General features: G+C 62.3%; 24 protein-coding genes and 1 other RNA gene. 16 read left to right on the top strand and 9 right to left on the bottom strand.

The genetic code is table 11. From position 1 onward, the window contains the following. The first annotated feature begins 1 nt into the window (after position 1). Both J4E08_RS00425 and J4E08_RS00430 read left to right on the top strand, forming a co-directional pair. On the top strand, positions 2–847 hold the full coding sequence (locus J4E08_RS00425; protein WP_349536831.1) for a fumarylacetoacetate hydrolase family protein: 846 nt from the start codon (positions 2–4) through the stop codon (positions 845–847). A gap of 165 nt (positions 848–1,012) precedes the next feature. Continuing rightward, positions 1,013–1,561 (top strand): NADPH-dependent FMN reductase, encoded by a 549-nt coding sequence (locus J4E08_RS00430; RefSeq protein ID WP_349536832.1) that lies wholly within the window; start codon positions 1,013–1,015, stop codon positions 1,559–1,561. A gap of 538 nt (positions 1,562–2,099) precedes the next feature. Here the strand turns inward: J4E08_RS00430 and metF are convergent. Then, positions 2,100–2,966 (bottom strand): methylenetetrahydrofolate reductase [NAD(P)H], encoded by an 867-nt coding sequence (gene metF / locus J4E08_RS00435; RefSeq protein WP_183965550.1) that lies wholly within the window; start codon positions 2,964–2,966, stop codon positions 2,100–2,102. Between the two features lie 137 nt (positions 2,967–3,103). Here metF and J4E08_RS00440 point away from each other — a divergent pair, with 137 nt between their 5' ends. Beyond that, the gene (locus tag J4E08_RS00440) at positions 3,104–4,009 is read left to right on the top strand and encodes a LysR family transcriptional regulator (protein ID WP_183965548.1); all 906 of its coding nucleotides are present in this window, start codon (positions 3,104–3,106) and stop codon (positions 4,007–4,009) included. Between the two features lie 17 nt (positions 4,010–4,026). On the opposite strand, the gene J4E08_RS00445 is transcribed toward J4E08_RS00440, so the two are convergent. Together J4E08_RS00445 and J4E08_RS00450 are read right to left on the bottom strand one after the other, a co-directional pair. After that, a complete protein-coding gene (locus J4E08_RS00445; protein WP_349536833.1) occupies positions 4,027–4,395 on the bottom strand; it encodes a hypothetical protein in 369 nt (122 codons plus the stop codon). 113 nt (positions 4,396–4,508) lie between these two features. Continuing rightward, on the bottom strand, positions 4,509–4,715 hold the full coding sequence (locus J4E08_RS00450; protein ID WP_183965544.1) for a cold-shock protein: 207 nt from the start codon (positions 4,713–4,715) through the stop codon (positions 4,509–4,511). Between the two features lie 312 nt (positions 4,716–5,027). On the opposite strand from J4E08_RS00450, the gene J4E08_RS00455 reads away from it, so the two are divergent. Then, positions 5,028–5,339, top strand: coding sequence for an arsenate reductase family protein (locus J4E08_RS00455; protein ID WP_349536834.1), 312 nt, complete (start codon positions 5,028–5,030; stop codon positions 5,337–5,339). A 702-nt stretch (positions 5,340–6,041) separates the two neighbouring features. On the opposite strand, the gene J4E08_RS00470 is transcribed toward J4E08_RS00455, so the two are convergent. Both J4E08_RS00470 and thrS read right to left on the bottom strand, forming a co-directional pair. Continuing rightward, positions 6,042–6,533, bottom strand: a complete 492-nt coding sequence (locus J4E08_RS00470; RefSeq protein WP_183965541.1) for a hypothetical protein — start codon at positions 6,531–6,533, stop codon at positions 6,042–6,044. Positions 6,534–6,542: 9 nt separating this feature from the next. After that, a complete protein-coding gene (thrS, locus tag J4E08_RS00475; protein ID WP_349536835.1) occupies positions 6,543–8,492 on the bottom strand; it encodes a threonine--tRNA ligase in 1,950 nt (649 codons plus the stop codon). Between the two features lie 126 nt (positions 8,493–8,618). Here thrS and J4E08_RS00480 point away from each other — a divergent pair, with 126 nt between their 5' ends. The 11 genes from J4E08_RS00480 (at position 8,619) to J4E08_RS00530 (ending at position 18,121) form a co-directional block, all read left to right on the top strand. Next, the gene (locus J4E08_RS00480; RefSeq protein WP_349536836.1) at positions 8,619–9,866 is read left to right on the top strand and encodes an MFS transporter; all 1,248 of its coding nucleotides are present in this window, start codon (positions 8,619–8,621) and stop codon (positions 9,864–9,866) included. A 180-nt stretch (positions 9,867–10,046) separates the two neighbouring features. Beyond that, a complete protein-coding gene (locus tag J4E08_RS00485; RefSeq protein ID WP_349536837.1) occupies positions 10,047–10,790 on the top strand; it encodes an alpha/beta hydrolase in 744 nt (247 codons plus the stop codon). A 40-nt stretch (positions 10,791–10,830) separates the two neighbouring features. Continuing rightward, positions 10,831–11,796 carry an alpha/beta hydrolase gene (locus J4E08_RS00490; RefSeq protein ID WP_349536838.1) on the top strand — a complete coding sequence of 322 codons (966 nt, stop codon included), beginning with the start codon at positions 10,831–10,833 and terminating at the stop codon, positions 11,794–11,796. A 57-nt stretch (positions 11,797–11,853) separates the two neighbouring features. Beyond that, positions 11,854–12,282, top strand: a complete 429-nt coding sequence (locus J4E08_RS00495) for a VOC family protein (protein WP_349536839.1) — start codon at positions 11,854–11,856, stop codon at positions 12,280–12,282. A gap of 96 nt (positions 12,283–12,378) precedes the next feature. Further along, a complete protein-coding gene (locus J4E08_RS00500; RefSeq protein WP_349536840.1) occupies positions 12,379–13,341 on the top strand; it encodes an ester cyclase in 963 nt (320 codons plus the stop codon). Positions 13,342–13,611: 270 nt separating this feature from the next. Then, entirely contained in the window at positions 13,612–14,721 is a 1,110-nt protein-coding gene (locus J4E08_RS00505; protein WP_349536841.1) for a LysM peptidoglycan-binding domain-containing protein, read from the top strand. Between the two features lie 3 nt (positions 14,722–14,724). Beyond that, the gene (locus J4E08_RS00510) at positions 14,725–15,768 is read left to right on the top strand and encodes a transporter substrate-binding domain-containing protein (RefSeq protein ID WP_349536842.1); all 1,044 of its coding nucleotides are present in this window, start codon (positions 14,725–14,727) and stop codon (positions 15,766–15,768) included. A gap of 205 nt (positions 15,769–15,973) precedes the next feature. After that, positions 15,974–16,684 (top strand): alpha/beta fold hydrolase, encoded by a 711-nt coding sequence (locus J4E08_RS00515; protein ID WP_349536843.1) that lies wholly within the window; start codon positions 15,974–15,976, stop codon positions 16,682–16,684. A gap of 75 nt (positions 16,685–16,759) precedes the next feature. Continuing rightward, positions 16,760–17,180, top strand: an RNA gene (gene rnpB / locus J4E08_RS00520) — RNase P RNA component class A. Positions 17,181–17,312: 132 nt separating this feature from the next. Further along, positions 17,313–17,480 (top strand): 50S ribosomal protein L33, encoded by a 168-nt coding sequence (rpmG, locus tag J4E08_RS00525; RefSeq protein WP_183965521.1) that lies wholly within the window; start codon positions 17,313–17,315, stop codon positions 17,478–17,480. A gap of 290 nt (positions 17,481–17,770) precedes the next feature. Then, positions 17,771–18,121, top strand: coding sequence for a hypothetical protein (locus J4E08_RS00530; protein WP_349536844.1), 351 nt, complete (start codon positions 17,771–17,773; stop codon positions 18,119–18,121). A gap of 50 nt (positions 18,122–18,171) precedes the next feature. Here the strand turns inward: J4E08_RS00530 and J4E08_RS00535 are convergent, their stop codons facing one another. From J4E08_RS00535 to J4E08_RS00545, 3 genes are all read right to left on the bottom strand, one after another. Then, complete coding sequence (locus J4E08_RS00535; protein ID WP_183965517.1) at positions 18,172–18,633, bottom strand: cupin domain-containing protein; 462 nt, start codon at positions 18,631–18,633, stop codon at positions 18,172–18,174. Positions 18,634–18,738: 105 nt separating this feature from the next. Beyond that, positions 18,739–19,518, bottom strand: a complete 780-nt coding sequence (locus J4E08_RS00540; protein WP_349536846.1) for a Bax inhibitor-1/YccA family protein — start codon at positions 19,516–19,518, stop codon at positions 18,739–18,741. Between the two features lie 141 nt (positions 19,519–19,659). After that, positions 19,660–19,881 carry a DUF1127 domain-containing protein gene (locus J4E08_RS00545; RefSeq protein ID WP_349536847.1) on the bottom strand — a complete coding sequence of 74 codons (222 nt, stop codon included), beginning with the start codon at positions 19,879–19,881 and terminating at the stop codon, positions 19,660–19,662. Between the two features lie 184 nt (positions 19,882–20,065). On the opposite strand from J4E08_RS00545, the gene J4E08_RS00550 reads away from it, so the two are divergent. Beyond that, positions 20,066–20,947: a LysR family transcriptional regulator gene (locus J4E08_RS00550; protein ID WP_349536848.1), complete on the top strand. Its 882-nt coding sequence runs from the start codon at positions 20,066–20,068 to the stop codon at positions 20,945–20,947. 4 nt (positions 20,948–20,951) lie between these two features. Here J4E08_RS00550 and J4E08_RS00555 read toward each other — a convergent pair whose 3' ends face one another. Continuing rightward, positions 20,952–21,356 carry a hypothetical protein gene (locus J4E08_RS00555; RefSeq protein WP_349536849.1) on the bottom strand — a complete coding sequence of 135 codons (405 nt, stop codon included), beginning with the start codon at positions 21,354–21,356 and terminating at the stop codon, positions 20,952–20,954. Positions 21,357–21,393: the final 37 nt, after the last annotated feature.

Consider the following 21,393-nt stretch of genomic DNA (forward strand, 5'->3'; position numbering starts at 1 on the left):
TATGAAGCTGTTGCGGTATGGGCCAGCAGGCCAGGAAAAGCCGGGCGTTCTGGACGAGCAAGGTCAGGTGCGCGATCTGTCCGATCACGTCCAAGACTTCGCAGGTGACGGGGTGTCTCTCGACGCGTTGAACACTCTGCGCGCCTTGGATCTGTCGCAGCTTCCGCTGGTGGCGGAGCCGGGCCGGATCGGGGCGTGTCTTGCCACGGTGCCGAACTTCTATTGCATCGGGTTGAACTACGCCAAGCACGCCGCCGAGACCGGCATGGCGGAACCGGCGGAGCCGATCGTGTTCAACAAGGCGACTTCCGCGTTGTCCGGCCCGAACGATCCGGTGATCATTCCGCGCGGCGCCGAGAAGGCCGATTGGGAGGTCGAGCTGGGCGTGGTGATCGGCAAGGAGGCGCTTTATGTCTCCGAGGCGGACGCGCTGGACCATGTGGCGGGCTACTGCGTCATCAACGACATGTCCGAACGGTCGTTTCAGATCGAGCGTGGCGGACAATGGGTGAAGGGCAAGTCAGCCCCGACTTTCGGCCCCACCGGCCCGTGGCTGGTCACCGCCGATGAGGTGCCGGACCCGCAAAACCTGCGCGTTTCTCTCATGCTGAACGGCGAGACCGTGCAGGATGAAACCACCGACGACATGATCTTTACCGTGGCGCAGATCATCTCTCATATGAGCCAGTTCATGAAGCTGGTGCCGGGCGACATCATTGCCACGGGCACGCCGTCCGGCGTTGGCATGGGCATGAAGCCGCAACGCTTTTTGAAACCCGGCGACGTGATGGAATTGACCATCGACGGTCTGGGCATCCAGCGCCAGGAAACCGTCGCCGCAAAATAACTTTGGCGGAAACAGAGAGGCCGGGGCGCAGCACCGTTCCGGCCCCTGTCGTGCGCGTTGAGGCACCGCGCGTGTTCGACCCTGTGCAGATGACGTTTGCGCAACGGGTCCTAGGTTACCTTTCAGAAGGGCCGACAGGTCCAAAGGATACAAAGGAGAACACTCATGGCATACACCATCGCCGTGCTCGTAGGGTCGCTGCGCGAAGCATCGCTGAACCGCAAACTCATCACCGAGATGACAAAGCTGGCGCCCGATACGCTGAGCTTCAAGTTCATCGAGATCGCGGACCTGCCGTTCTACAATGAGGATCTGGAGACCGACACACCGCCAGCGCCCTGGACGAGGTTCCGCGATGAGATGAAGGATGTGGACGGAGTGCTTTTTGCAACGCCCGAATATAACCGCTCTCTGCCAGCGGCGATCAAGAACGCATTGGATGTTGGCTCGCGGCCGTATGGTGACAGCATCTGGGCCGGCAAACCTGCCGGGGTCGTGACCGCGTCCATGGGCGCGACGGGCGGCTTTGGCGCCAACCACCACCTGCGTCAGGCGCTGGTCTTCCTCGACATGCCGACATTGCAGCAACCCGAGGCCTACATCGGCAAGGTGCAGGATATTCTGACCGATGACGGTGTGGTCGACAGCAGCCGCGACTTCTTGGCGAGCTTCATGTCGCAGTACGCGAAATGGGTCGAGACCTTCAAAGGTTGAGGCGTTTGGCCGCTCGCAGGGACGCTTGGCGGCTTGCTTGTTGGCCCGGTCAATATGGCGGCGTTTAGCGTCTCACGGAAAATACGCTCAGCGGCTACCGAGACATCTCGGTAGCCGTTTGATTCCAAACGTCTATTTTTAGTGTCATCTGCCCGAGCCGCGGCCGTTTTGGCTCACCGCAAGTCAGGCAAAAAATTGTTGCGGGATCTCGTCGTCGGTCAAACCCGCCGACGGTCCATGCAGATCTGCAGGTCCCATTGACAGTTTGACGCCGAAAACCCGGTGGTCGCGTGTTCCCTAAGTAAAAAAACTATCAAACAACGCCGGCAGATATCAACGGCTCGGCCTGTGCCAAAGCCAAGGCGCGGCGTTTCACACCGAAACCATGATAGACCGTGTGTCATCCTTGGCGAAGGGGGCACTGCAGACCCCGGCATGCTCGTCACAAAGGAAAACCACCGGACAGCGAATTGCTCCCCGGTGGTCATGTCTCGATCCAGATACGACGCATCAGCATGGGTTCTGATGCAAGGCCGTTTCAGGCGACGTTTTGCAGCTTGGCTTCCGGTGTGACGCCCAGTGCAAAGCACACGTCGCGGGTCAATTCGGGTCGGTTCAGCGTGTAGAAGTGCAGCTTGTCCACGCCGCCTTGAAGCAGTTCATCACACAGCTCAGTGCAAATTGCGGTGGCCAGCAGATCTGTCCGTCCGTCGCGCTCTGCGGTTTCAAAGGCTTCGATCACCCACTGCGGAATCTTCGTGCCGCAGCCCTCGGCAAAGCGACGGGCGCCTTTCCAGTTCTCGATCGGCAGAATGCCCGGCGTGATATACTGGTCGATGCCCGCCTTTGCACATGCATCGCGGTAGCGGAAGAAGGTTTCCGACTCAAAGAAGAACTGGGTCAGCGCCTCGGTCGCGCCGGCGTCCAGCTTGCGCTTCAGCCAGTCTATATCCGCCTGCGCGCTTGCAGCTTCCGGATGGATGTCGGGGTATGCGCCGACCCGGATGGTGAAATCGCCGGTGTCAGACAGCGCTTCGATCAGCTCCACCGAGTTGTTGAAGCCCTCGGGGTGCGGGGTGAAGCCGGCGGACCCTTTCGGCGGGTCGCCACGCAGCGCCACGATGTCGGTCACGCCGACCTTGGCGAAGTCCCGCGCCACTTGCAAAGTCTCGTCCCGGGTGGCGTCGACGCAGGTCAGGTGGGCGGCGGTGCGCAGCCCTGAGTGTTTGTGGATGGTCGCCACGACGTCGCGGGTCAGATCCCGTGTCGTGCCGCCCGCCCCATATGTGACGGAGACAAAGCGCGGCGCCAGCGGGGCCAGAACCTGCACTGAATCCCAGAGCCGGAACGTGCCTTCGATGTTTTTCGGAGGGAAGAATTCGAGGCTGATCTCGGGTTTTGTCATGTCACTGTCTCTCTCGGCTCGGGATCTCGGGGGTCGCAATTGCGACGCTCTCCGATGCGTTTGCGTCTTGAACACTATATGGCACATGCCCCATGGTGAGACAAACTCATAAATCTCATCAATAACATGAGGCGCGTATGCATATCGAATTCCGCCACCTGCGGACGATCAAGGCGATCCACGACTTCGGCGGCGTCGCCAAGGCGGCGGACACACTCAATATCACACAGAGTGCGTTGAGCCACCAAATCAAGGGGTTGGAGGATCAGGCGGGGGTGGAATTGTTCATCCGGCGCTCCAAACCGATGAAACTCTCGCCCGCCGGGATGCGCTTGCTCCGGTTGGCAGAGCAAGTGTTGCCGCAGGTGGAAGCGTTACAGGACGAATTCATGGGGTTGCGCGCCGGCAGCAACGGGCGCCTGCACATCGCGATCGAATGCCATGCGTGTTTCGAGTGGCTGTTTCCTGTGCTGGAGGCATTTCGCAAGACATTCGCCGATGTGGACGTCGATATCCGTCCCGGTCTGGCCTTCGACGCGTTGCCCGCGCTGATGAAGGAAGAGGTGGATGTGGTCATCTCCTCGGACCCGGAGGAATTGGCCGGGGTCTCTTTCGTTCCCTTGTTCGACTACGCGCCGGTGTTCGTGGCCTCCGCCAATCATCCACTGGCGGCAAAGGCGTATATCGAGCCGGAGGACTTTCGCGGACAGACGCTGATCACCTACCCGGTGGATCGCGCGCGCCTCGACATTTTCAGCCAGTTGCTCACCCCTGCAAAGGTCGAGCCTGCTGCCATCCGTCAGGTGGAACTGACGGCGGTGATCCTGCTGCTGGTGGCCTCCAACCGGGGGGTGTCGGTGCTGCCCGATTGGGTGGTGCGGGAGGTGAAATATTCGTCGGACTACGTGACGCGTCCCTTGACGAAAGAGGGGCTGACCCGCCGACTTTATGCCGCGGTGCGCACCGAGGATCTGGAAAAGCCATATATGAAGGAGCTGATCCAGTTGGCAGGACAGGAAGCAAAGCGCCTGCAATCGGCATGAGATCGCGAGACGAACATCTATCGACAATCCGCAGCGGCCTGAGACGTGGCCAGGTCCCAATCGTTGGCATAGTGCCAGCCCGCGGCGCGGGGGCGCCTGGCGCTGAGAACCTGCACGGCTTTTTCGCGGAAACATCCGCAGTTCACGCCCGAAAGCGTCTCGCGACAGTATTGCCCCGGATCTATGATGGCGCCGCCGCCGCGCCCGTTGCTGGCCTCAATCAGGCCCTGTCCGTCCCCGCCCAGCGGCCGATATTTCTGAAACGCGGGAAAGCCTTCGGGGTCTGCTTGCGTCAGGGGCGGCATGAATTGCACGCCGACCACAAGCGCGCCGGTGAAAAGCAGGCCGGCGACGATGGCAATGGCATTGGTTCCAACGACAGGCATGACAGGCTCCTTTCAAGCGCAAGGAAACTGCGCCCCGAGCAGCCTTAGAGTCGGGCCAAAACGTTAAAATCCTGTTTCGGGGCGCGGCAGAACAGCGCTCCGAAGGGCCGGGATCAGCGGACCTTGAGGTCGGAGGCCATGGCGCGGCCATCACGGCCTTCGCGCAACTCGTAGCTGACAGGCTGGTTGTCGGCGAGTCCGGTCAATCCGGAACGCTCAACCGCAGAGATATGTACGAAAACGTCCTTGCCGCCCTCATCTGGCGCGATAAAGCCGTATCCTTTGGTCGTGTTAAACCACTTCACGGTGCCGCTTGGCATGGTTCCCGTGCTCCTTCTGAAGTCATCGTCCACTTCCACATCGGGGGGAAGCCGCCCCGCGACCCCCGAGCCTTCTTTGTGGACATCCGGCGCTTGCACTCAGCGTATCCGGGTGTTTTTAGAGCATCGCGTCCTATTCTGGACAGCCACATAAATGCAAATGCAAGAAATTTTGCCTCGTGTTTCAATGCCTCGCCTTTTATGTGAATTTTCTTAACGCGCTTTGCGCAGAAGGCGGGCGAGGCGTGTCGCCTGGTCCGTCCAATGCGCGGTTTCCAAACAGCGCGGGGCGAGGATAGAGAGGGGACTAAGATGGTTCTGTATGGGCTGAAAACCTGTGACACCTGCCGCAAGGCGCTGAAGGCCTTGAATGCGGACTTCGTCGATGTGCGTGCGGATGGGGTGCCACAAGAGGTGCTCGCGGAAGCACAGGCACGCTTTGGCGATCGGCTGTTGAACACGCGGTCGACCACTTGGCGCGAGATGGACGAAGCCGCGCGTCAGGGCGCGCCGCTGGATTTGATCGCGGCCCACCCGACGCTGATGAAACGTCCGCTGATTGTGGATGGCGATCAGATGTATCTTGGCTGGGACAAGGCCACACAAGCGGCCTTGGGGGCCTGACATCACCATCGAAGGAGCGCGGCGTCCAAGAAGAAAAACGCCCGCCGCCGCGCACCACCAACACGGCCAGCTTCACGACCGAAAACATGCGCGCGTCGAACAGCGCCACAGCCGCCGCGCCGTGGTAAAGAATGTGGGTGGCGGTCTGGACGACGCCAGTGCGGGGCGTGATCTCCGTCAGAAACTCCGGTTCGGTCCGGCAGCTCTCGGCGAAGGCAAGGTAGCACGACGGGTTTTCCAGCAGTATCGGGTGCTTGGACCTGATCAACATGGCTGCAAACCGCCAGCGCAGGTGGTGCCAGCGCTCGCAGCGCAACCGTTTTCGCCAGCCAGTGCGTGGCCTTAGCATTTCTCTTGCTCCATGGCCTGAGCGCTGGTGGCAGTGGTCTTGATGCATGCAGGCTTGGTGTCTCTTTGTGAAATATGCACCGTCCAATCTGTGCGGCCCGAGCGGTGCCTTTACGCTGGCCGCTGCGATGCCTGCGCATCACTGACGGCCACGTCAGTATGCATCGGCGCCGGGTGAAATGCTGCCGGTGTTGGGGCTGGATGAAATCCAACGAGGCAGAGCGCCAAACTGAAACAACCGCGCAGTCTCTATCGCGTCAGGCAGGGCGACTGTTAAAGGCGTTCGATGCAAACCGACAGCGCGCAGTGGTGATCACGACCTCCGTCAAGCTTATCACCATAGCGCCCAGCATTTCAGCGCAGGTCAGCCTCCGTCAGAACGCGGGCGGTGACGCGGGGGGGCTGCCGGCAGATGACGTCAAGGATCGCGTCCAGCGTCAGAACGGCGAAGTGGTGGAACGGGTCCTGGTAGACCTGATGCGCAAAGCTCGCCGCTTCGACCTGCGCACGATAGCGGGACTGTGGATAAAGCCGTAGCGGGCTGTCCTCGGTGTCGTCGCTCGGTTCCGGCTCGGCATAGGCTTCATCGCGCCACTGATAGGCCACGCAGCGCGTGAACATCAGGCGGTAGCGCAGACAGCCGGGTTCACTGTCGATGGTGTGGATGGGGCCGGGGATGGCGGCAAAGTTGTCGCGCCGTACAGCGTCGGGGATCGGCTGTTCCGCCACCTCCGCCCCGTCGACCCAAAGCGTCACCGCATCCCGCGAGGGACCCGACCGAAGTTCATGGAAGAGCAGGTTCCGCTCAGCCTTGAGAACTTCGGTCGCGTCGATTTCTTCGGTCACGAGAATGCGTTACCGCTTGTCCGGCGCGGTGGCGTCAGACGCGAGGCTCGGCACGATCTCGTCGAGCGGCTGCACGGAGGTCTGCTTTTCACCAAGACGGCGGACAGACACGGTGCGCTCTTCGACTTCGCGATGACCGACGGCAAGGATGACCGGCACTTTGCCCAGCGAATGTTCGCGGACCTTGTAGTTGATCTTTTCGTTGCGGATGTCGGCCTCGGCGCGGACGCCTGCGTTCACCAGCTGTTCAACCACCTCATGCACATAGTCATCTGCTTCCGAAGTGATGGAGGCCACCACCACCTGACGCGGGGCCAGCCAGAAGGGCAGCTTGCCTGCGTGTTCCTCGATCAGGATGCCGATGAAGCGCTCGAACGACCCCAGAACCGCGCGGTGCAGCATGACGGGGCGGTGCTTTGCGCCGTCCTGACCGATGTAGGTCGCGTCCAGCCGTTCGGGCAGGTTCGGGTCCACTTGCAGCGTGCCGCACTGCCATTCCCGGCCGATGGCGTCGGTCAGGGTGAACTCCAGCTTGGGCCCGTAGAACGCACCTTCGCCCTCGAGGATCTCGAAGTCATAGCCCGCTGCCTTGCAGGCATCGCCCAGCGCCTGTTCGACGCGGTCCCAGCTTTCCTCGGACCCGATGCGCTTTTCAGGGCGGGTCGACAGTTTGATCGTCCAGTTGTGAAAGCCCAGATCGTCGTAGATGCCAGCCAGGAACTTGATGAACTTGGCGGTCTCATACTCGATCTGATCGTCGGTGCAGAAGATATGCGCATCGTCCTGGGTAAAGCCACGCACCCGCATGATGCCATGCAGCGCGCCCGAGGGCTCATACCGGCTGCAGGAGCCGAATTCAGCCATGCGCAGCGGCAAATCCCGGTAGGATTTCAGGCCTTGGTTGAACACCTGCACGTGGCAGGGGCAGTTCATCGGCTTCAGCGCGTTGATCGCCTTTTCGCGGGCGTGTTCCTCGTCCACTTCGACGATGAACATATGATCCTGGTAGTTGTCCCAGTGGCCGGATTTTTCCCACAGCTTGCGGTCCACGACCTGTGGAGTGTTGACCTCCACATAGCCGTCGCGCTCCTGCTTGCGGCGCATGTAATCCTGCAGGGTGGTGTAGATCTTCCACCCGTTGGGATGCCAGAAGATCTGGCCCGGCGCTTCTTCCTGCATGTGGAACAGGTCCATTTCGCGACCCAGCTTGCGGTGGTCGCGCTTTGCCGCTTCTTCCAGCATGTTCAGATACTTGCGCAGGTCTTCCTTGTTCTTGAAGGCCACGCCGTAGATGCGTTGCAACATCGCGTTGTCGGAATTGCCGCGCCAGTAGGCGCCCGCGACAGACATCAGCTTGAACGCATCGCCCGGCACTTGGCCGGTGTGCTGCAGGTGCGGGCCGCGGCACAGATCCTGCCAGTCGCCGTGCCAGTACATGCGAATGGGCTGGCCGTCGTCGGGGATCGCGTTGACCAGCTCCACCTTGTAATTCTCGCCGGACTTTTCGTAGTGCGCAATGGCATCGGCGCGGGACCAGACCTCGGTCCGGATCTCGTCGCGCTTGTTGATGATCTCTTTCATCTTCTTTTCGATGGCGCCGAGATCTTCGGGAGTGAAGGGCTCCGCACGGTCGAAATCGTAATACCAGCCGTTGTTGATGACCGGGCCGATGGTGACCTTCACGTCGGGCCACAGCTCTTGAACCGCGCGCGCCATGATGTGCGCCAGGTCGTGGCGGATCAGCTCCAGCGCGGGGGCCTCGTCGGCAAGGGTGTTGATGGCGATGGCCGCGTCGGCCTCGAGCGGCCATTGCAGATCGTGATGCTGGCCGTCGACCTGTGCGCTGATGGCTTTCTTGCCCAGCGATTTGGAAATCGACGCAGCAACGTCCGCAGGGGTCACCCCCTTGTCGAAATCACGTTTAGAGCCATCTGGGAAAGTCAGGGAAATCTGGGACATCTGAGTGTCTCCTCGTCGGTTTGGCGCCCACGGAACGCCCGGTTGCGGGTTATGTTGTGCGGCGCCTGAATGACCTCGGGGGCGCGGTGTGTCAACACCAGAGACGTACCCAAGAGGCACGACGACATGACCAAGACCGAGACGGATGTCTACGATGATTTGACCGGAGCGGACCACGCTTCTGAAACCGAAGCCCGCAATGGCCTGCGTCACATGCTCAGCCTCTCCATGACCAAGATCGCTGACGGGCTGATCGATCCCAAGTTGGTGCTGAGCTGGCTGGCGGGCAACCTTGGCGTGCCGGCCGCGATCACGGGGCTGTTCGTGCCGATCCGGGAGGCGGGCGCGCTGCTGCCACAGATCATCCTGGCGGGACGGGTCGAAGCCATGACACACCGCAAATGGGCCTGGGTCATCGGGTCGGCGGGGCAGGGGCTTATGTCGGCGCTGATCGCCGTGTCGGCGCTGTTCCTGACAGGCTGGGCCGCGGGCCTTGCCATCGCGGGGGCCCTGGCGGTTCTGGCGCTCAGCCGGGCGCTGTGTTCCGTCAGCTACAAGGACATCCTCGGCAAGACGGTTCAGAAGCAACGGCGCGGGGCGGTCACGGGCGTTGCCGGATCTTCGGCCTCGCTGGCGGTGCTCGCCTTTGCCGCTCTGTTGATCTTTGGCATCGGACAGGAAAGGGGGCCGGTGGTCATTGCGATCTTTGTCGCGGCGGCGCTCTGGATCGGCGCGGCGACAGTGTTTTGCACCCTGAAAGAGAAACCCTCGCAGGTCGAAGACAACAGCCCGGCCATTGATCTGACCCCCTTGAAGCAGGACAAGCAATTTCGCCGTTTCATCTATATTCGCGGAGCGCTGACAGTGACGGCTCTGGCGCCGCCGTACTTCGTGATGCTGGGCGACGGGCAAAGCGCCTTGAAAGGACTTGGGGCGCTTTTGCTGGCCTCGGCTGCGGCGTCTTTCGTCAGCTCCTACATCTGGGGGCGGCTCGCGGATCAGTCGTCGCGCTGGGTGCTGGCGCTGTCCGGCTTTGTCGCGGCGGCGTTCATGGCTCTGGCCGTGGCGCTTGACCTCATGGGGCTGGTTGGCCCCGTCTGGGTTGTGCCGCTGGTGCTGTTCGGCCTGATGGTCGCCTATCAGGGGGTGCGGCAGGGCCGTTCAACCTATCTGGTGGACATGGCGCCAGAGGATGCCAGATCGTCTTACGCAGCCTTGGCGAACACGTTGATCGGCACCTTGCTCTTGATCGTGGGCGCGGTCGGCGGCGCGCTGGCCTTTGTCGGGCCGCAGGCGGCATTGGCGGGCTTTGCGGTGCTGTCGCTGCTTGGCGGTGTCCTGGCGCTGGGCCTCGACGAGGTCGAGACCGAGTGACACCCGCCGCAGCGGCCGACCCCTGGTGACGCGGAAAATTGTCAGCTGACAATTTCGCGCCATCTGTCGCCTCGGGGCGGCCCCTCGTGCTTTGCAGCCAGCGCAAGGGTGTCTGGCGCATTTCGGGTCTTGGCGTCGTCGTGAACTTAGGTAAGGTCGCGTGAAAAGGGGGAGAACTACATGTCTGAAGTAACTTTCATGAATGGTCCGCGCGGTAACAAGCTGGCCTATGCGTATACGCCGGGGGAGGGGCCTTGTATCTTATTCCTCTCTGGCTATCGCTCTGACATGGAAGGGACGAAGGCGGTCCACCTCGAAGCCTGGGCGGCCAAACGCGGCAAGGCGTTTCTGCGGTTTGACTACTCCGGACACGGGCAATCGGGCGGCGCGTTCGAGGATGGCTGCATCGGGGACTGGGCCGCGGATGCGGAGGCCGTCGTGCGTCATGTGGCAGGCGACGGGCCTGTGGTTCTTGTCGGGTCTTCGATGGGGGGCTGGATCGGCTGCATCCTGGCGCGCAAGTTGAAACGGGTGACTGGCTTCGTCGGGATTGCCGCTGCGCCGGATTTCACCGAGGACAGCTTTTGGTCCGGGTTCAGCACCGAACAGCGACGCACCATCATGGAAGAAGGGCAGATGATCGTGCCCTCTGCCTTTGAAGATCCGTATGTCGTGACCCGCAAGCTGATCGAGGATGGTCGCAAGAACCTTGTGCTGCGCGCGGCACTGCGGATGCCATGGCCGGTGCGGCTGTTGCAGGGCACCCGTGACGAAGCGGTCAGCCGTGAGACGGCGTTGCGGTTGCTCGATCACCTCGAAGGGCCGGATGTGTCGCTGACCTTTGTCCGCGATGTGGATCACCGCTTTTCGACGCCGGCCTGCCTTGCGCGGATAGAACACGTAATCATGCGCGTCGGCGGATAGGCCTGCCGCGCTCCGGCGCAACGGACGGAGGGCGCGCCCGATGATCTGGATGGTGTTGGCTATCTTGGCCGCCGTGGTTGTGGTGTGGACCCTGTTGCCGCGCGAAGCGGTGTCACTTGATGTGGGGTTCGACGAGACGCGCCTTGCGCGCGGCGTATCCGACTATCTGGCGGAGGCGGAGCGCGGGGTGCCACATCTGCGGCCCGGCGTCGAAAAGCGTGTCGTCTGGCATGGCACGCCGGAGGCTCCTACGCCGTGGGCCGTGGTTTATGTGCACGGCTTTTCCGCCAGCTCCGAAGAGCTGCGTCCGCTGCCCGACCTCGTGGCGCAGTGTCTGGGCGCGAACCTGATGTTCACGCGCCTGAAGGGGCATGGCTGCGATGGTGCCGCCATGGCCGAGGCGGGTGTCGACGACTGGATGCAGGACGTGGCGGAGGCGCTGGCCATTGGGCGCACCATCGGGGACCGCGTGCTTGTGATGGGCTGCTCCACCGGCTGTACTTTGTTGACCCTTGCGCTGCAGGCCGGGATGGGCCGCGACGTGGCGGGCGCTGTCATGGTCTCTCCGAACTACAAGCTCCGCGATGCCAAGGCTTCTGTCCTGACGTGGCCCGGCGCGCGCTGGTTTCTGCCATGGCTGATCGGTCGGGATCGGGGATTTACCCCGCTGACAGAGGCGCACGGGCGAGCGTGGACCGCGCGCTACCCGTCGGTTGCCGTGCTGCCCATGGCCGCGGCTGTGCGCGCGGTGGCCAAGCGCGATCCGGCTTTGGTGCGGGTGCCAGCGCTCTTTGTTTTTGACGAAAACGACGGGTTGGTGGACCACACGCGCACAGTCGAGATTGCCGCTCGATGGGGCGGCCCTGCGGAGGTCATGCGGGTCGAGACCGGCCCGGGCGATGACCCCGGCCATCACATCATCGCGGGCGATATCCTGTCGCCGCGCCAGACGCAGCCGGTGGCAGAGCGGGTGCTTGGCTGGGCGCGGGCTCTTGACGATTTCTGACAGGAGGGCATGCCAGATATCGGACTGCCCTCTCTTGCCCCCGAAAGGACGACGACCATGGATCAACGTATCAGCCTGATCACACTTGCCTGCCGCGATATTCCCGCAACCACAGCGTTTTACGAGGCGATGGGATGGACGCGCGTGCCAAGCGAAGAGGGCATCGTCGTGTTCGATCTGCTGGGGCAGGCGCTGGGGTTATACGGGCTGGAGGATCTGGCCCGCGATATGGGTGTCCCGGCGGAGCGGCTCGGCCATGGCGCTGCCACTTACGCCTGCAACGTGCGCGATAAGAGTGAGGTCGCAGAGGTGCTTGACGCCGCGCGCGCCGCCGGGGGCGAGGTGCTGCGCGAGGCGCATGACGTGTTCTGGGGCGGCCACATCGGCTATTTCGCGGACCCCGAAGGCCACATCTGGGAGGTGGCGCATAACCCGTTTTCCCGCCTCGGGCCGGATGGCGCATTTCGATGGAACGGCTACGACTGACCCGTCCTACAGCATGAAGGCCCTCGGCCGCGTATACGGATTGTCCACCATTTGCAGGCATTCCTTTACCACGATGCGCGTTGGCCGGAGGACGTCATGCAGGGATTCGAACCACGTTTCAGGGACTTTCCGGACTACATCCTGACCGGAGCGCGGGAGGTCTGGGAAGGGCGCGCACCGGGGCGGGCGCTGCACCGCCTGTATCACCCGGCGATCATCCATCGAGACGCGCGCGGCATTGCCCAAGGGGTCGACGACTTGCTGGCCGCGCAGATGCCGGGGCTTGCGGCGTTCCCTGACCGGCAGGTGCTGGGCGAGGATGTGATCTGGACCGGCAATGACAGGCGCGGGTTCCTCGGCTCGCACCGCTTGACGGTTGCGGGGCGGCACACGGTCGAGGGGCCTTGGGGGCCTGCAACCGGGCGGCGCTTGCGCTTTCGCGTGATGGCCGATCGCTTTGCCAAGCAGAACCGCATCAGCGACGAATGGCAGGTGACGGACACCGCAGCTGTCTTGAGGCAGATGGATGTGGAGTTGCAGGAGTTTGCCCGCGCGCGGCTGGAGCAATACGACGGCGACGAGCCGGTCTTTTGCCCCGAGGTTGACGTGCCCGGACCCTACACCGGTCGCGGGAATGAGGTGACTTGGGGGCTTGCCTTTGAGCAGGTGCTGACCGAGCTGATGGCCGGGGAATGGCAAGCGATCCGCAGTCATTACGACCGTGCCTGCCAGTTGGCCCATCCCGGCGGAGCGGAGCGGCACGGACTTGCGGCCGCAGAGCATTTCTGGCTCGAATTGCGCGCGGCGCTGCCGGATGCGGAGTTCGTCGTGCACCATCGCATCGGGATCGAAGACGCCATGTTGCCGCCACGCGCCGCGCTGCGCTGGTCGTTGACGGGGCGTCATTCCGGGTGGGGCGCGTTCGGACGGCCCACCAATGCCAGGGTCCATGTGATGGGCATCAGCCATGCGGAGTTCGGGCCAGACGGGCTGAGGCGGGAATGGACGCTGTATGACGCGGTGGCGGTCTGGATGCAGATCCTGGCAGAGGTGGGCTGAGCGTCGTATCTCACATGCGGCGTCTGGACCGCGTAGCACCCTCAGATTGATCTGTTGCATATCAGTTCGCCCGGAAGGCCTCGCGCAGCAGGGCATTGATTCTGTGGATAAGGTGGTGTCGGTGTCGCGTCCGGTCCTGACGGGCGTCACCTTTACGTGGTTTGCCCCTTCGGAACCCTTTGATAGATATGGTTAAGCACACATTCCCTAGCTGAATTGTTGACCAAACCCACAACATGGGCGCACCTTTGAACAAGTTCAGTTGGGGGAATGAGTATGATCAAGCGTGCCATCTTTGCGGCGGCGGCCTGTGTCGGTGTTGGAACAGTCGGAGTTGCGGCCGAGGAAACCTGCGGCGGGCTGTATCGTGTGAAGTCAGGGGATTCTCTGTCGATGATCGCGGACCGGCTTTACAAGGACGTGGGGCAGTGGAGCGCGATCTACCGCACCAACCTTGAGATCATTCCCAGCCCGGACGCGATCCGCGTTGGCCAGACGTACCGGATGCCCTGCATCAATGGTCTGCCGACGGGGCTGGACGGCGGCACACCCGTGGTTGAGGTCACCGTACCGCAGCGCGCCGCCCCGACGCAGGTGCAGGCGCAACGCGCCCGTGCCGAGGCAGAGCGCCGTCAGGGCGTGGATGTCAGGCTGCTGGCGGGCGACGATTTCAAACCCTTTACCAATCGGCTTCAGATGTCGTCCGGCATGATCACAGATCTTGTGAACCGCGCCTTTGTTGCCAATGACGACACCGGCCAGCACAAGTTCTACTGGATCAATGATCGCTCCGTGCACCTCGACCCGATGCTGTCCGAAGGCATGGTGGATCTGGCCTTTCCATGGCGGAAACCGGATTGCGCTGCGCATCCCGATAGCACGCTTTGCACCGATTTCTTGTATTCCGAACCGATGTTCGAAATGCTCGTGGTGCTGTTTACCGCCAAGGGGTCCGGCGTGCGCTACACATCCGAAGGCGATCTGGACGGGCTGCGCATATGTTCGCCGCTGGGGCACACCACGGCCACGCGACAGGGGGGAAGCGCCGGGTATCTGGCCCAGTCAGGCGCGCGGTTGCAGCAGCCCGCCAGCGCCGAGGACTGCTTCATGCGGCTTGTCTCCGGTCAGGCGGACGGTGTGGCGATGAATGAATTCACCGGGCGCGTCGTGCTCAAGGAGATGGGGTTGAAGGATGCGGTGGAGCTTCAGCTGTCGCGCCCTCTGGCGATCGAAAGCCTGCATGCGGTAGCGCATCGCAACAACCCACGCGCCGAGGATCTGATCGCGGCGTTCGATGACGGGCTGGCGACGCTGCGCGACAATGGCGCGTATCTGAAGGTCATCGACACGCATATGTCGTCGATCTGGGCGGGGCTCTGAGCCATGACACTGCGAAAGAGCGCGGCGGTCGCGCTGGCTGCCAGCATGATGCTGGGCGCTGGCGCCGCATGGGCACAGACATGCACGCCGGAGACCTACACCGTTCAGCCCGGCGACACGGTGTTTACCATCGCGGCGGGCAAATATGGCGACCCGGAGAAATGGACGCTGATCTACTACGCCAATGAGGCCGCGCTTCAGTCTTCCGTGTTTCAGGTAACGCCGGGCGACAGCCTGCGGCTTCCCTGTGCGCCGGGCACGGAGGTGGTCGAGGACGCGACGCCCTTGCGTCAGGACGATGCCGAGCTGAAGCTGCTGACCGGCGGCAATTTCGCGCCCTTCACCGACCCGGATTGGCCCGGACAGGGCATGATCACCGAAATCGTCAATGCCGCGATGGAGGCAACGCCCGCGCCGGTGACCTATTCCATCACATGGGAGGATGACTGGTCGCAGCATCTGTTCCCCGCGCTGGCGGAGAAGCAATTCGACATGGGGTTTCCCTGGTACAAGCCCGATTGCGCGGCCACGCCGGACAATGAGCGCTGCGTCAATTTTCATTTCTCGGAGCCGCTGGCCGAGATCCTTGTGCTGCTGTTCGTGCGGGCCGGTTCCGGCATTGATTACCAAAGCGACGCCGACATGGTGGGGCGCACGCTGTGCCGTCCGAAAGGATATTTCACCCATGATCTTGACCGGCCCGGCCGCGAATGGCTGAGCAGTGGCGCGATCAAACTGATCCAGCCGGACACGCCAGAGGCCTGTTTCACCCTGCTGCAAGACGGGGAGGTTGATGCCGTCACGGTGAATGTGTTCCTTGGCGCGCAAACCATCGAAGAGATGGGGCTGCGCGGGCAGGTGGTTCCGCTGGACAAGCCGCTGTCGGTGGAGGGGCTGCATGTGGTGATCTCCAAGACCCACTGGCGCGGAACAACGTTCCTGTATCGGTTCAACGCGGGGCTGGCGGCGTTGAAGGACAGCGACCGATATGGCCAGATCGTGTCCAGGCATCTTGGCGTGTTCTGGGACGAAATAAAGAGCCCGTGATTCGAGGCGGATGAGCCCTGTTCTTTATCGGGCGGGCGGCGCTGGGCGGTTTTGCGCAGTGGTGTTTTCTGCCCCTTTCACCTGACGGGGCATCTGTTAGGTTGCCTCACGGTTGATCGTTGGGCAACCCGACCGTTTGCAGATGTCTTGAAGAGGATCATGGTGACGAGCGTGACAGCAGCGCAGGTACGCGAGGGGACGGGGGATGCCTGAACCCATCGTCTTTTTGCCGGATATGCTGTGCGATGCGCGTCTCTTTGGGCCGCAATTGGCGGCGCTGTCCGGGCGTCGTGCCGTGATGGCCGCGCCGATCACCGGCGGCGAGCGGATCGAGGAAATCGCCTCCAACCTTCTGGATCAATTGCCGAAACGCTCTGCCATCGTTGGGTGTGGCATGGGCGGGGCGGTGGCGCTGGAGATCGTGCGACGCGCGCCGGATCGGCTGACACGCCTGTGCCTGATGGACAGCTCTCCGTTGCAGGACACCCCGCAGCAAGCCGCCGCACGCGATCCGCTGTTGATCCGTGCCCGCGCGGGCAAGTTTGAAAGCGTCATCGAAGAGGCCTTGCATCTGGGTGATCTGGTGGCCAGCCCGTGGCGGGGCGAGGTCGCGGCGCTGATCCGCGACATGGCCCTGGGTCTGGGACCGGAGGTTCTGGTGCGCCAGACCCGCGCATGGCAGCGTCGCAAGGACCAGCAGGGCACGCTGCGGCGCATCAACATGCCGACACTGGTGGTCTGTGGTGCGGAGAACCGGCAGCTTCCGGTCAAACGGCATGAATTCATGGCGGAGCTGATCCCCGGCGCGCACCTGCGCGTGATCGAAGACGCGGCGCATTTTTCCATGCTCGAACAGCCCGATGCCGTGGCCGATGCGCTGTCTGATTGGCTGGCGATGCCCCTGGTGCTGCGCTGACGCAACCGCGCCTTCGGAGCGATTCATCAACATTGGGATTGCGCCGGGGGCGCAGTGTTTCTATGTGGACAGCGCGCGGAGGGGCGGACGGCCGCTTGGGGGTATCCCCGAGAGGAAAGTCCGGACTCACCAAGGCGCCGGTGCCGGGTAACGCCCGGGCAGGGCAACCTGACGGACAGCGCCACAGAAAACAAACCGCCGTGCCGCCCGGACCTGTCCGGGGGATCGGTGCGGTAAGGGTGAAACGGTGGGGTAAGAGCCCACCGGGGGGATGGCAACATCGCCCGCATGGCAAGCCCCACCGGGAGCAATGCCTAATAGGGATCTCGCGCCCGTCTGATGCCGCTCGCGGCATATCGGGGCAGGGCGGCTTTGGCCCGAGAGATCCGGGTTGGCAGCTAGAGCCACGTGGCAACATGTGGCCCAGAGGAATGGTCGTCTGAGGGCGGGGCAACCCGTCGTATAACAGAATCCGGCTTACAGGCCCTCCGCGCACTTACTTTTCCCGTCACAATAAGGGTGACGGCAGTTGACTCCGCAGCCTCGACCGGTAAAAGGCAGGCTTCATATCTATTTCACGCGCGGGGCGCCCCCCGGCGTTGCTAGGGACAACCCCGGGAGACTTACTATGGCGAAACCAGCAACCATCAAGATCCGCCTGAACTCGACCGCAGGCACTGGCCACTTTTACGTGACCAAGAAAAACGGCAAGACGATGACCGAGAAGATGACCGTACGCAAGTACGACCCGGTCGCGCGCAAGCACGTCGAGTACAAGGAAGGCAAGATCAAGTAATCTTGATCCCTTTTGGAATTCTGCAAGGCCGTGTGGGACACCACGCGGTCTTGTTGCTTTTGGCGGATCGCGTTTCGAGGTGATCCGCTGCCGCGCATGGTATTATGCAGGTGCAGAAAGAGGTTGCCCGGTTTGGTCTACCGTAGTATGCTGTTAACCCATTGATATCACGTCATGTCGGCTATGCGCTGACGTGCGTAGCTCGCTGATGCTTTATATGCGATGCTGCAACGCAGAAAATGAGGCTGCGCGTTTGGTGCGGACCTCTCACCCGAGCGTGGAGATATCCTATGACCCTTCGTACCCTTGCCGCCGTTGCTTTGCTTGCCCTGCCTGTCGCTGCATCCGCCGAGACCGTTACCCTTGCATCCGACATGTCTGGCGCAACCGTGCACAGCGCGACTGTCGATATGTCCGTCTACTGGACCGACAAGGGCGACGCCTATGAGCTGACAGCAATTTACGCCTCGCGCACCGATGCCGAAGACACCGGCCGTCTTGTGATGGCGCTGACAGATGGCGACTCCGTCAGCTTTGGCCTTCCGGGCCATGTCGGCCAGATGTTCACTTTCGCTCGCCAGGGCGACGCCGTGAATGTTGTGGCCGACGCCTCCGCACCGGCGCTGGTCGCAATGAACTGATTGGGTCACACCTTTATCAGAAAAGCCGCTCGGGTTTCCGGGCGGCTTTTTTATTTCGGGATCGGATCGGCGGGGGCGCCATTGGCCCATGCCCAGCGGGCGTCCCCCGTGCTGCGGTCAAAATGCAGCACCCGGTCGCCCTGCGTGGGGTAGTGTACACGGTCCCGCGGCTTGCGCGTGCCGATCACCAGATACCGCACGGGCGTGTCAGAGCGGTTCTCCACCCGATGACCGGTGGGAGTGCCAGAGGCGAAGGTGGCGGCCATGCCGGGGAGGAAGGGCGCTGTGGTGTCGCCCTCGATCAGTGTGGCCTCGCCTTCGAGCATATAGACCATCTCGTCCTCTTCCTCGTGCCAATGCGGATGCGCGCTGGCTGCGCCGGGTTGGAGGATTTCGACAAAGGCGCCGAACTGGGTCAATCCGCCTGTGTCGCTGAACAGCAGTGCCTCGAATGCGCCCAAGGGACCGTCACCGGAATCGCGCTGCACATCGTCTTCGGTGATCACTGTCATAAATCCCTCCCGTTTTCCCGAAGCTTAGCGTGATTCTTATTCGAGAGGTCAAAAGAAAAGGGCCGGTCACATGGACCGGCCCGTCTTCGTGCGATGTCAGAGGCGTTATTCGTTCTGACCCATGAACATGAGCAGGAACTGGAACATGTTCAGGAAGGAGATGTAGAGGCTCAGCGCGCCGTCAAAGGCGGCCTTGTTCAGCCACTCCTGATCACCATGCGCGGCGTGTGCCACATAAGTGTTCTTGATCTCCTGCGTGTGGAAGGCGGTCAGACCGGCAAAGATCAGAACGCCGATGGCGGAGATGGCCATCATCATCACGCTGGATTGCAGGAACAGGTTGACCAGCATGGCCACCAGCAAACCGATCACACCCATCATCAGGAAGGTGCCCATGCCGGACAGGTCCTTCTTCGTGGTGTAGCCCCATAGCGACAGACCGGCAAAGGCAATGGCCGTTACAAGGAACGTCTGCGCGATGGAGTAGGGCGTGTAGATCATGAAGATCGTGCCCATCGAGATGCCGATCACGGTGGCAAAGGCAAAGAAGCCCAGCTGAACCGCTGCGGAAGACCCGCGACGCATCAAGGCGCCCCAGCCAAAGAACAGGAAAGCCAGTGGTGCGAACATCAGCACCCATTTGAGCGGTGAGACATAGAGCATGTAGCCGATGTCAGTCAGATAGCGGTCGGCGCCAATCTGATATTCGTTCGGTGTGGAGGTGACGGCCAGCCCGGAAATTGCCCATGCGGCCAGTGCAGTAAGCACCATGCCGATGGACATGGTGCCGTACACCTTGTTCATATGGGCGCGCAGCCCTTCGTCAATCTGAGCCGAGCGTGCGCCTGTGGCGCTTGTCGCACGGATCGTATTAAATTCAGCCATGAAAGCCTCCGATTGGTACCTGTTGAACTCCACGCGCAAGCGTGGACCCCGCGTGCCAACGCGGACCCTGCGTCAGATATTGGCAGTCTGGCACAGGTTTTCAAGCGGAACCGGGCTTTGGATCGTTAGAAAAGGTCTGTTTCACATACGCCAATGATCCGGGCAGTCCCAAAACGGGCGGTCGGCTTCATTTTTGGCGGCTTGGACGCTGATGCCGATGTCGCGCAGGGCGTCGCGGTCCAACTGGCGAAGGGTGTGCCGCTGGCGGGCGGTTTCGGTCCAGGCGGCCAGGCGGGCGCGGAGAGAGCGTGGCGCACGGGGGGAGGTCGCGCGCAGAGCGGGGGAGAGGTGGAGCGACATCATGTCACGAATCCTTTGTCTTGGCGTGATGCGCGCAGGGGCGGAGGCGCTGCAGGGGTGCAGCGCAAAGCGTTCATCACAGTTTGTTAGGTTTTTACGAATCCCATCGGGATGATTGATATATAGGGTGACGTGCTGTATCTTTGAAACGAATGGTTTTGACGGTCAGCATCACGGAGCTTGATGAATGCGAAATCTGGATATCACCGTCCTGCGGTCCTTTGTGGCTGTGGCTGAGGCGGGCGGCGTCACGCGGGCGGCTGGCTTTCTGAACCTTACGCAGTCTGCGGTGTCCATGCAGCTGAAGCGGCTGGAAGAGATGCTGGACATGAAGCTGCTCGACCGGTCAGGCCGGGGCGTGACCTTGACGCCGGCGGGGGCGCAGCTTTTGGGCTATGCCCAGCGGATGGTGGAGCTGAACGACGAGATCTACACACGCCTGACCTGTCAGGAATGGGAGGGGGAGATCGTGCTGGGGGTGCCCGTGGACATCGTCTACCCGGTGATCCCGCAGGTGCTGCGACGCATGGCGCGCACCCACCCCCGGGTGAAAATACAGTTGCTCAGCTCGTTCACGCGGTCACTGAAACGGCAGTTTGCGCGGGGCGAGGTGGATGTGATCCTGACGACAGAGGCCGGGGTGGACAGCGGTGGGGAAACGCTGCTGGAGGTGCCGATGCTTTGGGTCGGCGCACCGGAGGGACAAGCCCGCAGGGCGCGGCCGTTGCGCGTGGCTTTCTGCCGGTCCTGCGGATTTCGCGAACATGCACTGGGCGCGCTGGATTCAGCGGACCTGCAATGGGAACTGGCGGTGGATTCGGACAGTGACATGACGGTGGATGCCACGGTGAGCGCCGACCTCGCGATCTCGGCCCGGTTGCAGGGGCACGCCCCGGCCTTTGTCGAATATATCGAGGACGATGCGTTGCCGCAGCTCGGGACACAGCGGATCAACCTGTATGCGGGGAACGGCCGCAAGGCGATCACCGATATTCTGTGCGATTACATTCGCCAGGGCATGATGCAGGTGGGCTCGGACAGTGCGCGCCGACCGCGCGACGCGGCCTGACGCCTCAGACGCCGATCTTTGGTCCGTAGCACAGCATCGGCTTATCGTCTTGCTGGGCTTCGTACAGAACCGTGGTGGAGGCGTCGTTTTCGAACACGGCGCGCAGCTTGCTGCCGTCTTGAAAGAAGCTCCAGCATTGCGGGGCGTCCGGGGCGTCCTCGTAGACAAAGCAGATGCTGCCGGCTTCAGCCTCGTACCAGTACCCCTCCTTGCATTCGCCATCCATGAAGGACCAGCGCACGCGGCGGTCGGGGAGGTACTCCTCCACCCCGTAGGAGTCGCCACCAAGCCCGTAATAGAGCGTCTTGCCGTCCACGTAGGATTCGAAGTCGCGGGCGGTCAGTGGTTCGGCGGCAAACGCTGGAAGAGCGGTCAACGCGGTGAGGGCGGCGGCGAGGATCTGTTTCATGCCACAATTCTGCCAGATTTCCGCAGCGCGGCAAGGG

This window comes from Sagittula sp. NFXS13, from assembly GCF_040148795.1.
GTDB classification, from domain to species: domain Bacteria; phylum Pseudomonadota; class Alphaproteobacteria; order Rhodobacterales; family Rhodobacteraceae; genus Sagittula; species Sagittula marina.

Excerpts from the sequence above, each read along its gene's own strand:
- J4E08_RS00425 (WP_349536831.1), top strand. The coding sequence starts at position 2 with ATGAAGCTGTTGCGGTATGGGCCAGCAGGCCAGGAAAAGCCGGGCGTT.
- J4E08_RS00430 (WP_349536832.1), top strand. The coding sequence starts at position 1,013 with ATGGCATACACCATCGCCGTGCTCGTAGGGTCGCTGCGCGAAGCATCG.
- metF (WP_183965550.1), bottom strand. The coding sequence starts at position 2,966 with ATGACAAAACCCGAGATCAGCCTCGAATTCTTCCCTCCGAAAAACATC.
- J4E08_RS00440 (WP_183965548.1), top strand. The coding sequence starts at position 3,104 with ATGCATATCGAATTCCGCCACCTGCGGACGATCAAGGCGATCCACGAC.
- J4E08_RS00445 (WP_349536833.1), bottom strand. The coding sequence starts at position 4,395 with ATGCCTGTCGTTGGAACCAATGCCATTGCCATCGTCGCCGGCCTGCTT.
- J4E08_RS00450 (WP_183965544.1), bottom strand. The coding sequence starts at position 4,715 with ATGCCAAGCGGCACCGTGAAGTGGTTTAACACGACCAAAGGATACGGC.
- J4E08_RS00455 (WP_349536834.1), top strand. The coding sequence starts at position 5,028 with ATGGTTCTGTATGGGCTGAAAACCTGTGACACCTGCCGCAAGGCGCTG.
- thrS (WP_349536835.1), bottom strand. The coding sequence starts at position 8,492 with ATGTCCCAGATTTCCCTGACTTTCCCAGATGGCTCTAAACGTGATTTC.
- J4E08_RS00480 (WP_349536836.1), top strand. The coding sequence starts at position 8,619 with ATGACCAAGACCGAGACGGATGTCTACGATGATTTGACCGGAGCGGAC.
- J4E08_RS00485 (WP_349536837.1), top strand. The coding sequence starts at position 10,047 with ATGTCTGAAGTAACTTTCATGAATGGTCCGCGCGGTAACAAGCTGGCC.
- J4E08_RS00490 (WP_349536838.1), top strand. The coding sequence starts at position 10,831 with ATGATCTGGATGGTGTTGGCTATCTTGGCCGCCGTGGTTGTGGTGTGG.
- J4E08_RS00495 (WP_349536839.1), top strand. The coding sequence starts at position 11,854 with ATGGATCAACGTATCAGCCTGATCACACTTGCCTGCCGCGATATTCCC.
- J4E08_RS00500 (WP_349536840.1), top strand. The coding sequence starts at position 12,379 with ATGCAGGGATTCGAACCACGTTTCAGGGACTTTCCGGACTACATCCTG.
- J4E08_RS00505 (WP_349536841.1), top strand. The coding sequence starts at position 13,612 with ATGAGTATGATCAAGCGTGCCATCTTTGCGGCGGCGGCCTGTGTCGGT.
- J4E08_RS00510 (WP_349536842.1), top strand. The coding sequence starts at position 14,725 with ATGACACTGCGAAAGAGCGCGGCGGTCGCGCTGGCTGCCAGCATGATG.
- J4E08_RS00515 (WP_349536843.1), top strand. The coding sequence starts at position 15,974 with ATGCCTGAACCCATCGTCTTTTTGCCGGATATGCTGTGCGATGCGCGT.
- rpmG (WP_183965521.1), top strand. The coding sequence starts at position 17,313 with ATGGCGAAACCAGCAACCATCAAGATCCGCCTGAACTCGACCGCAGGC.
- J4E08_RS00530 (WP_349536844.1), top strand. The coding sequence starts at position 17,771 with ATGACCCTTCGTACCCTTGCCGCCGTTGCTTTGCTTGCCCTGCCTGTC.
- J4E08_RS00535 (WP_183965517.1), bottom strand. The coding sequence starts at position 18,633 with ATGACAGTGATCACCGAAGACGATGTGCAGCGCGATTCCGGTGACGGT.
- J4E08_RS00540 (WP_349536846.1), bottom strand. The coding sequence starts at position 19,518 with ATGGCTGAATTTAATACGATCCGTGCGACAAGCGCCACAGGCGCACGC.
- J4E08_RS00545 (WP_349536847.1), bottom strand. The coding sequence starts at position 19,881 with ATGATGTCGCTCCACCTCTCCCCCGCTCTGCGCGCGACCTCCCCCCGT.
- J4E08_RS00550 (WP_349536848.1), top strand. The coding sequence starts at position 20,066 with ATGCGAAATCTGGATATCACCGTCCTGCGGTCCTTTGTGGCTGTGGCT.
- J4E08_RS00555 (WP_349536849.1), bottom strand. The coding sequence starts at position 21,356 with ATGAAACAGATCCTCGCCGCCGCCCTCACCGCGTTGACCGCTCTTCCA.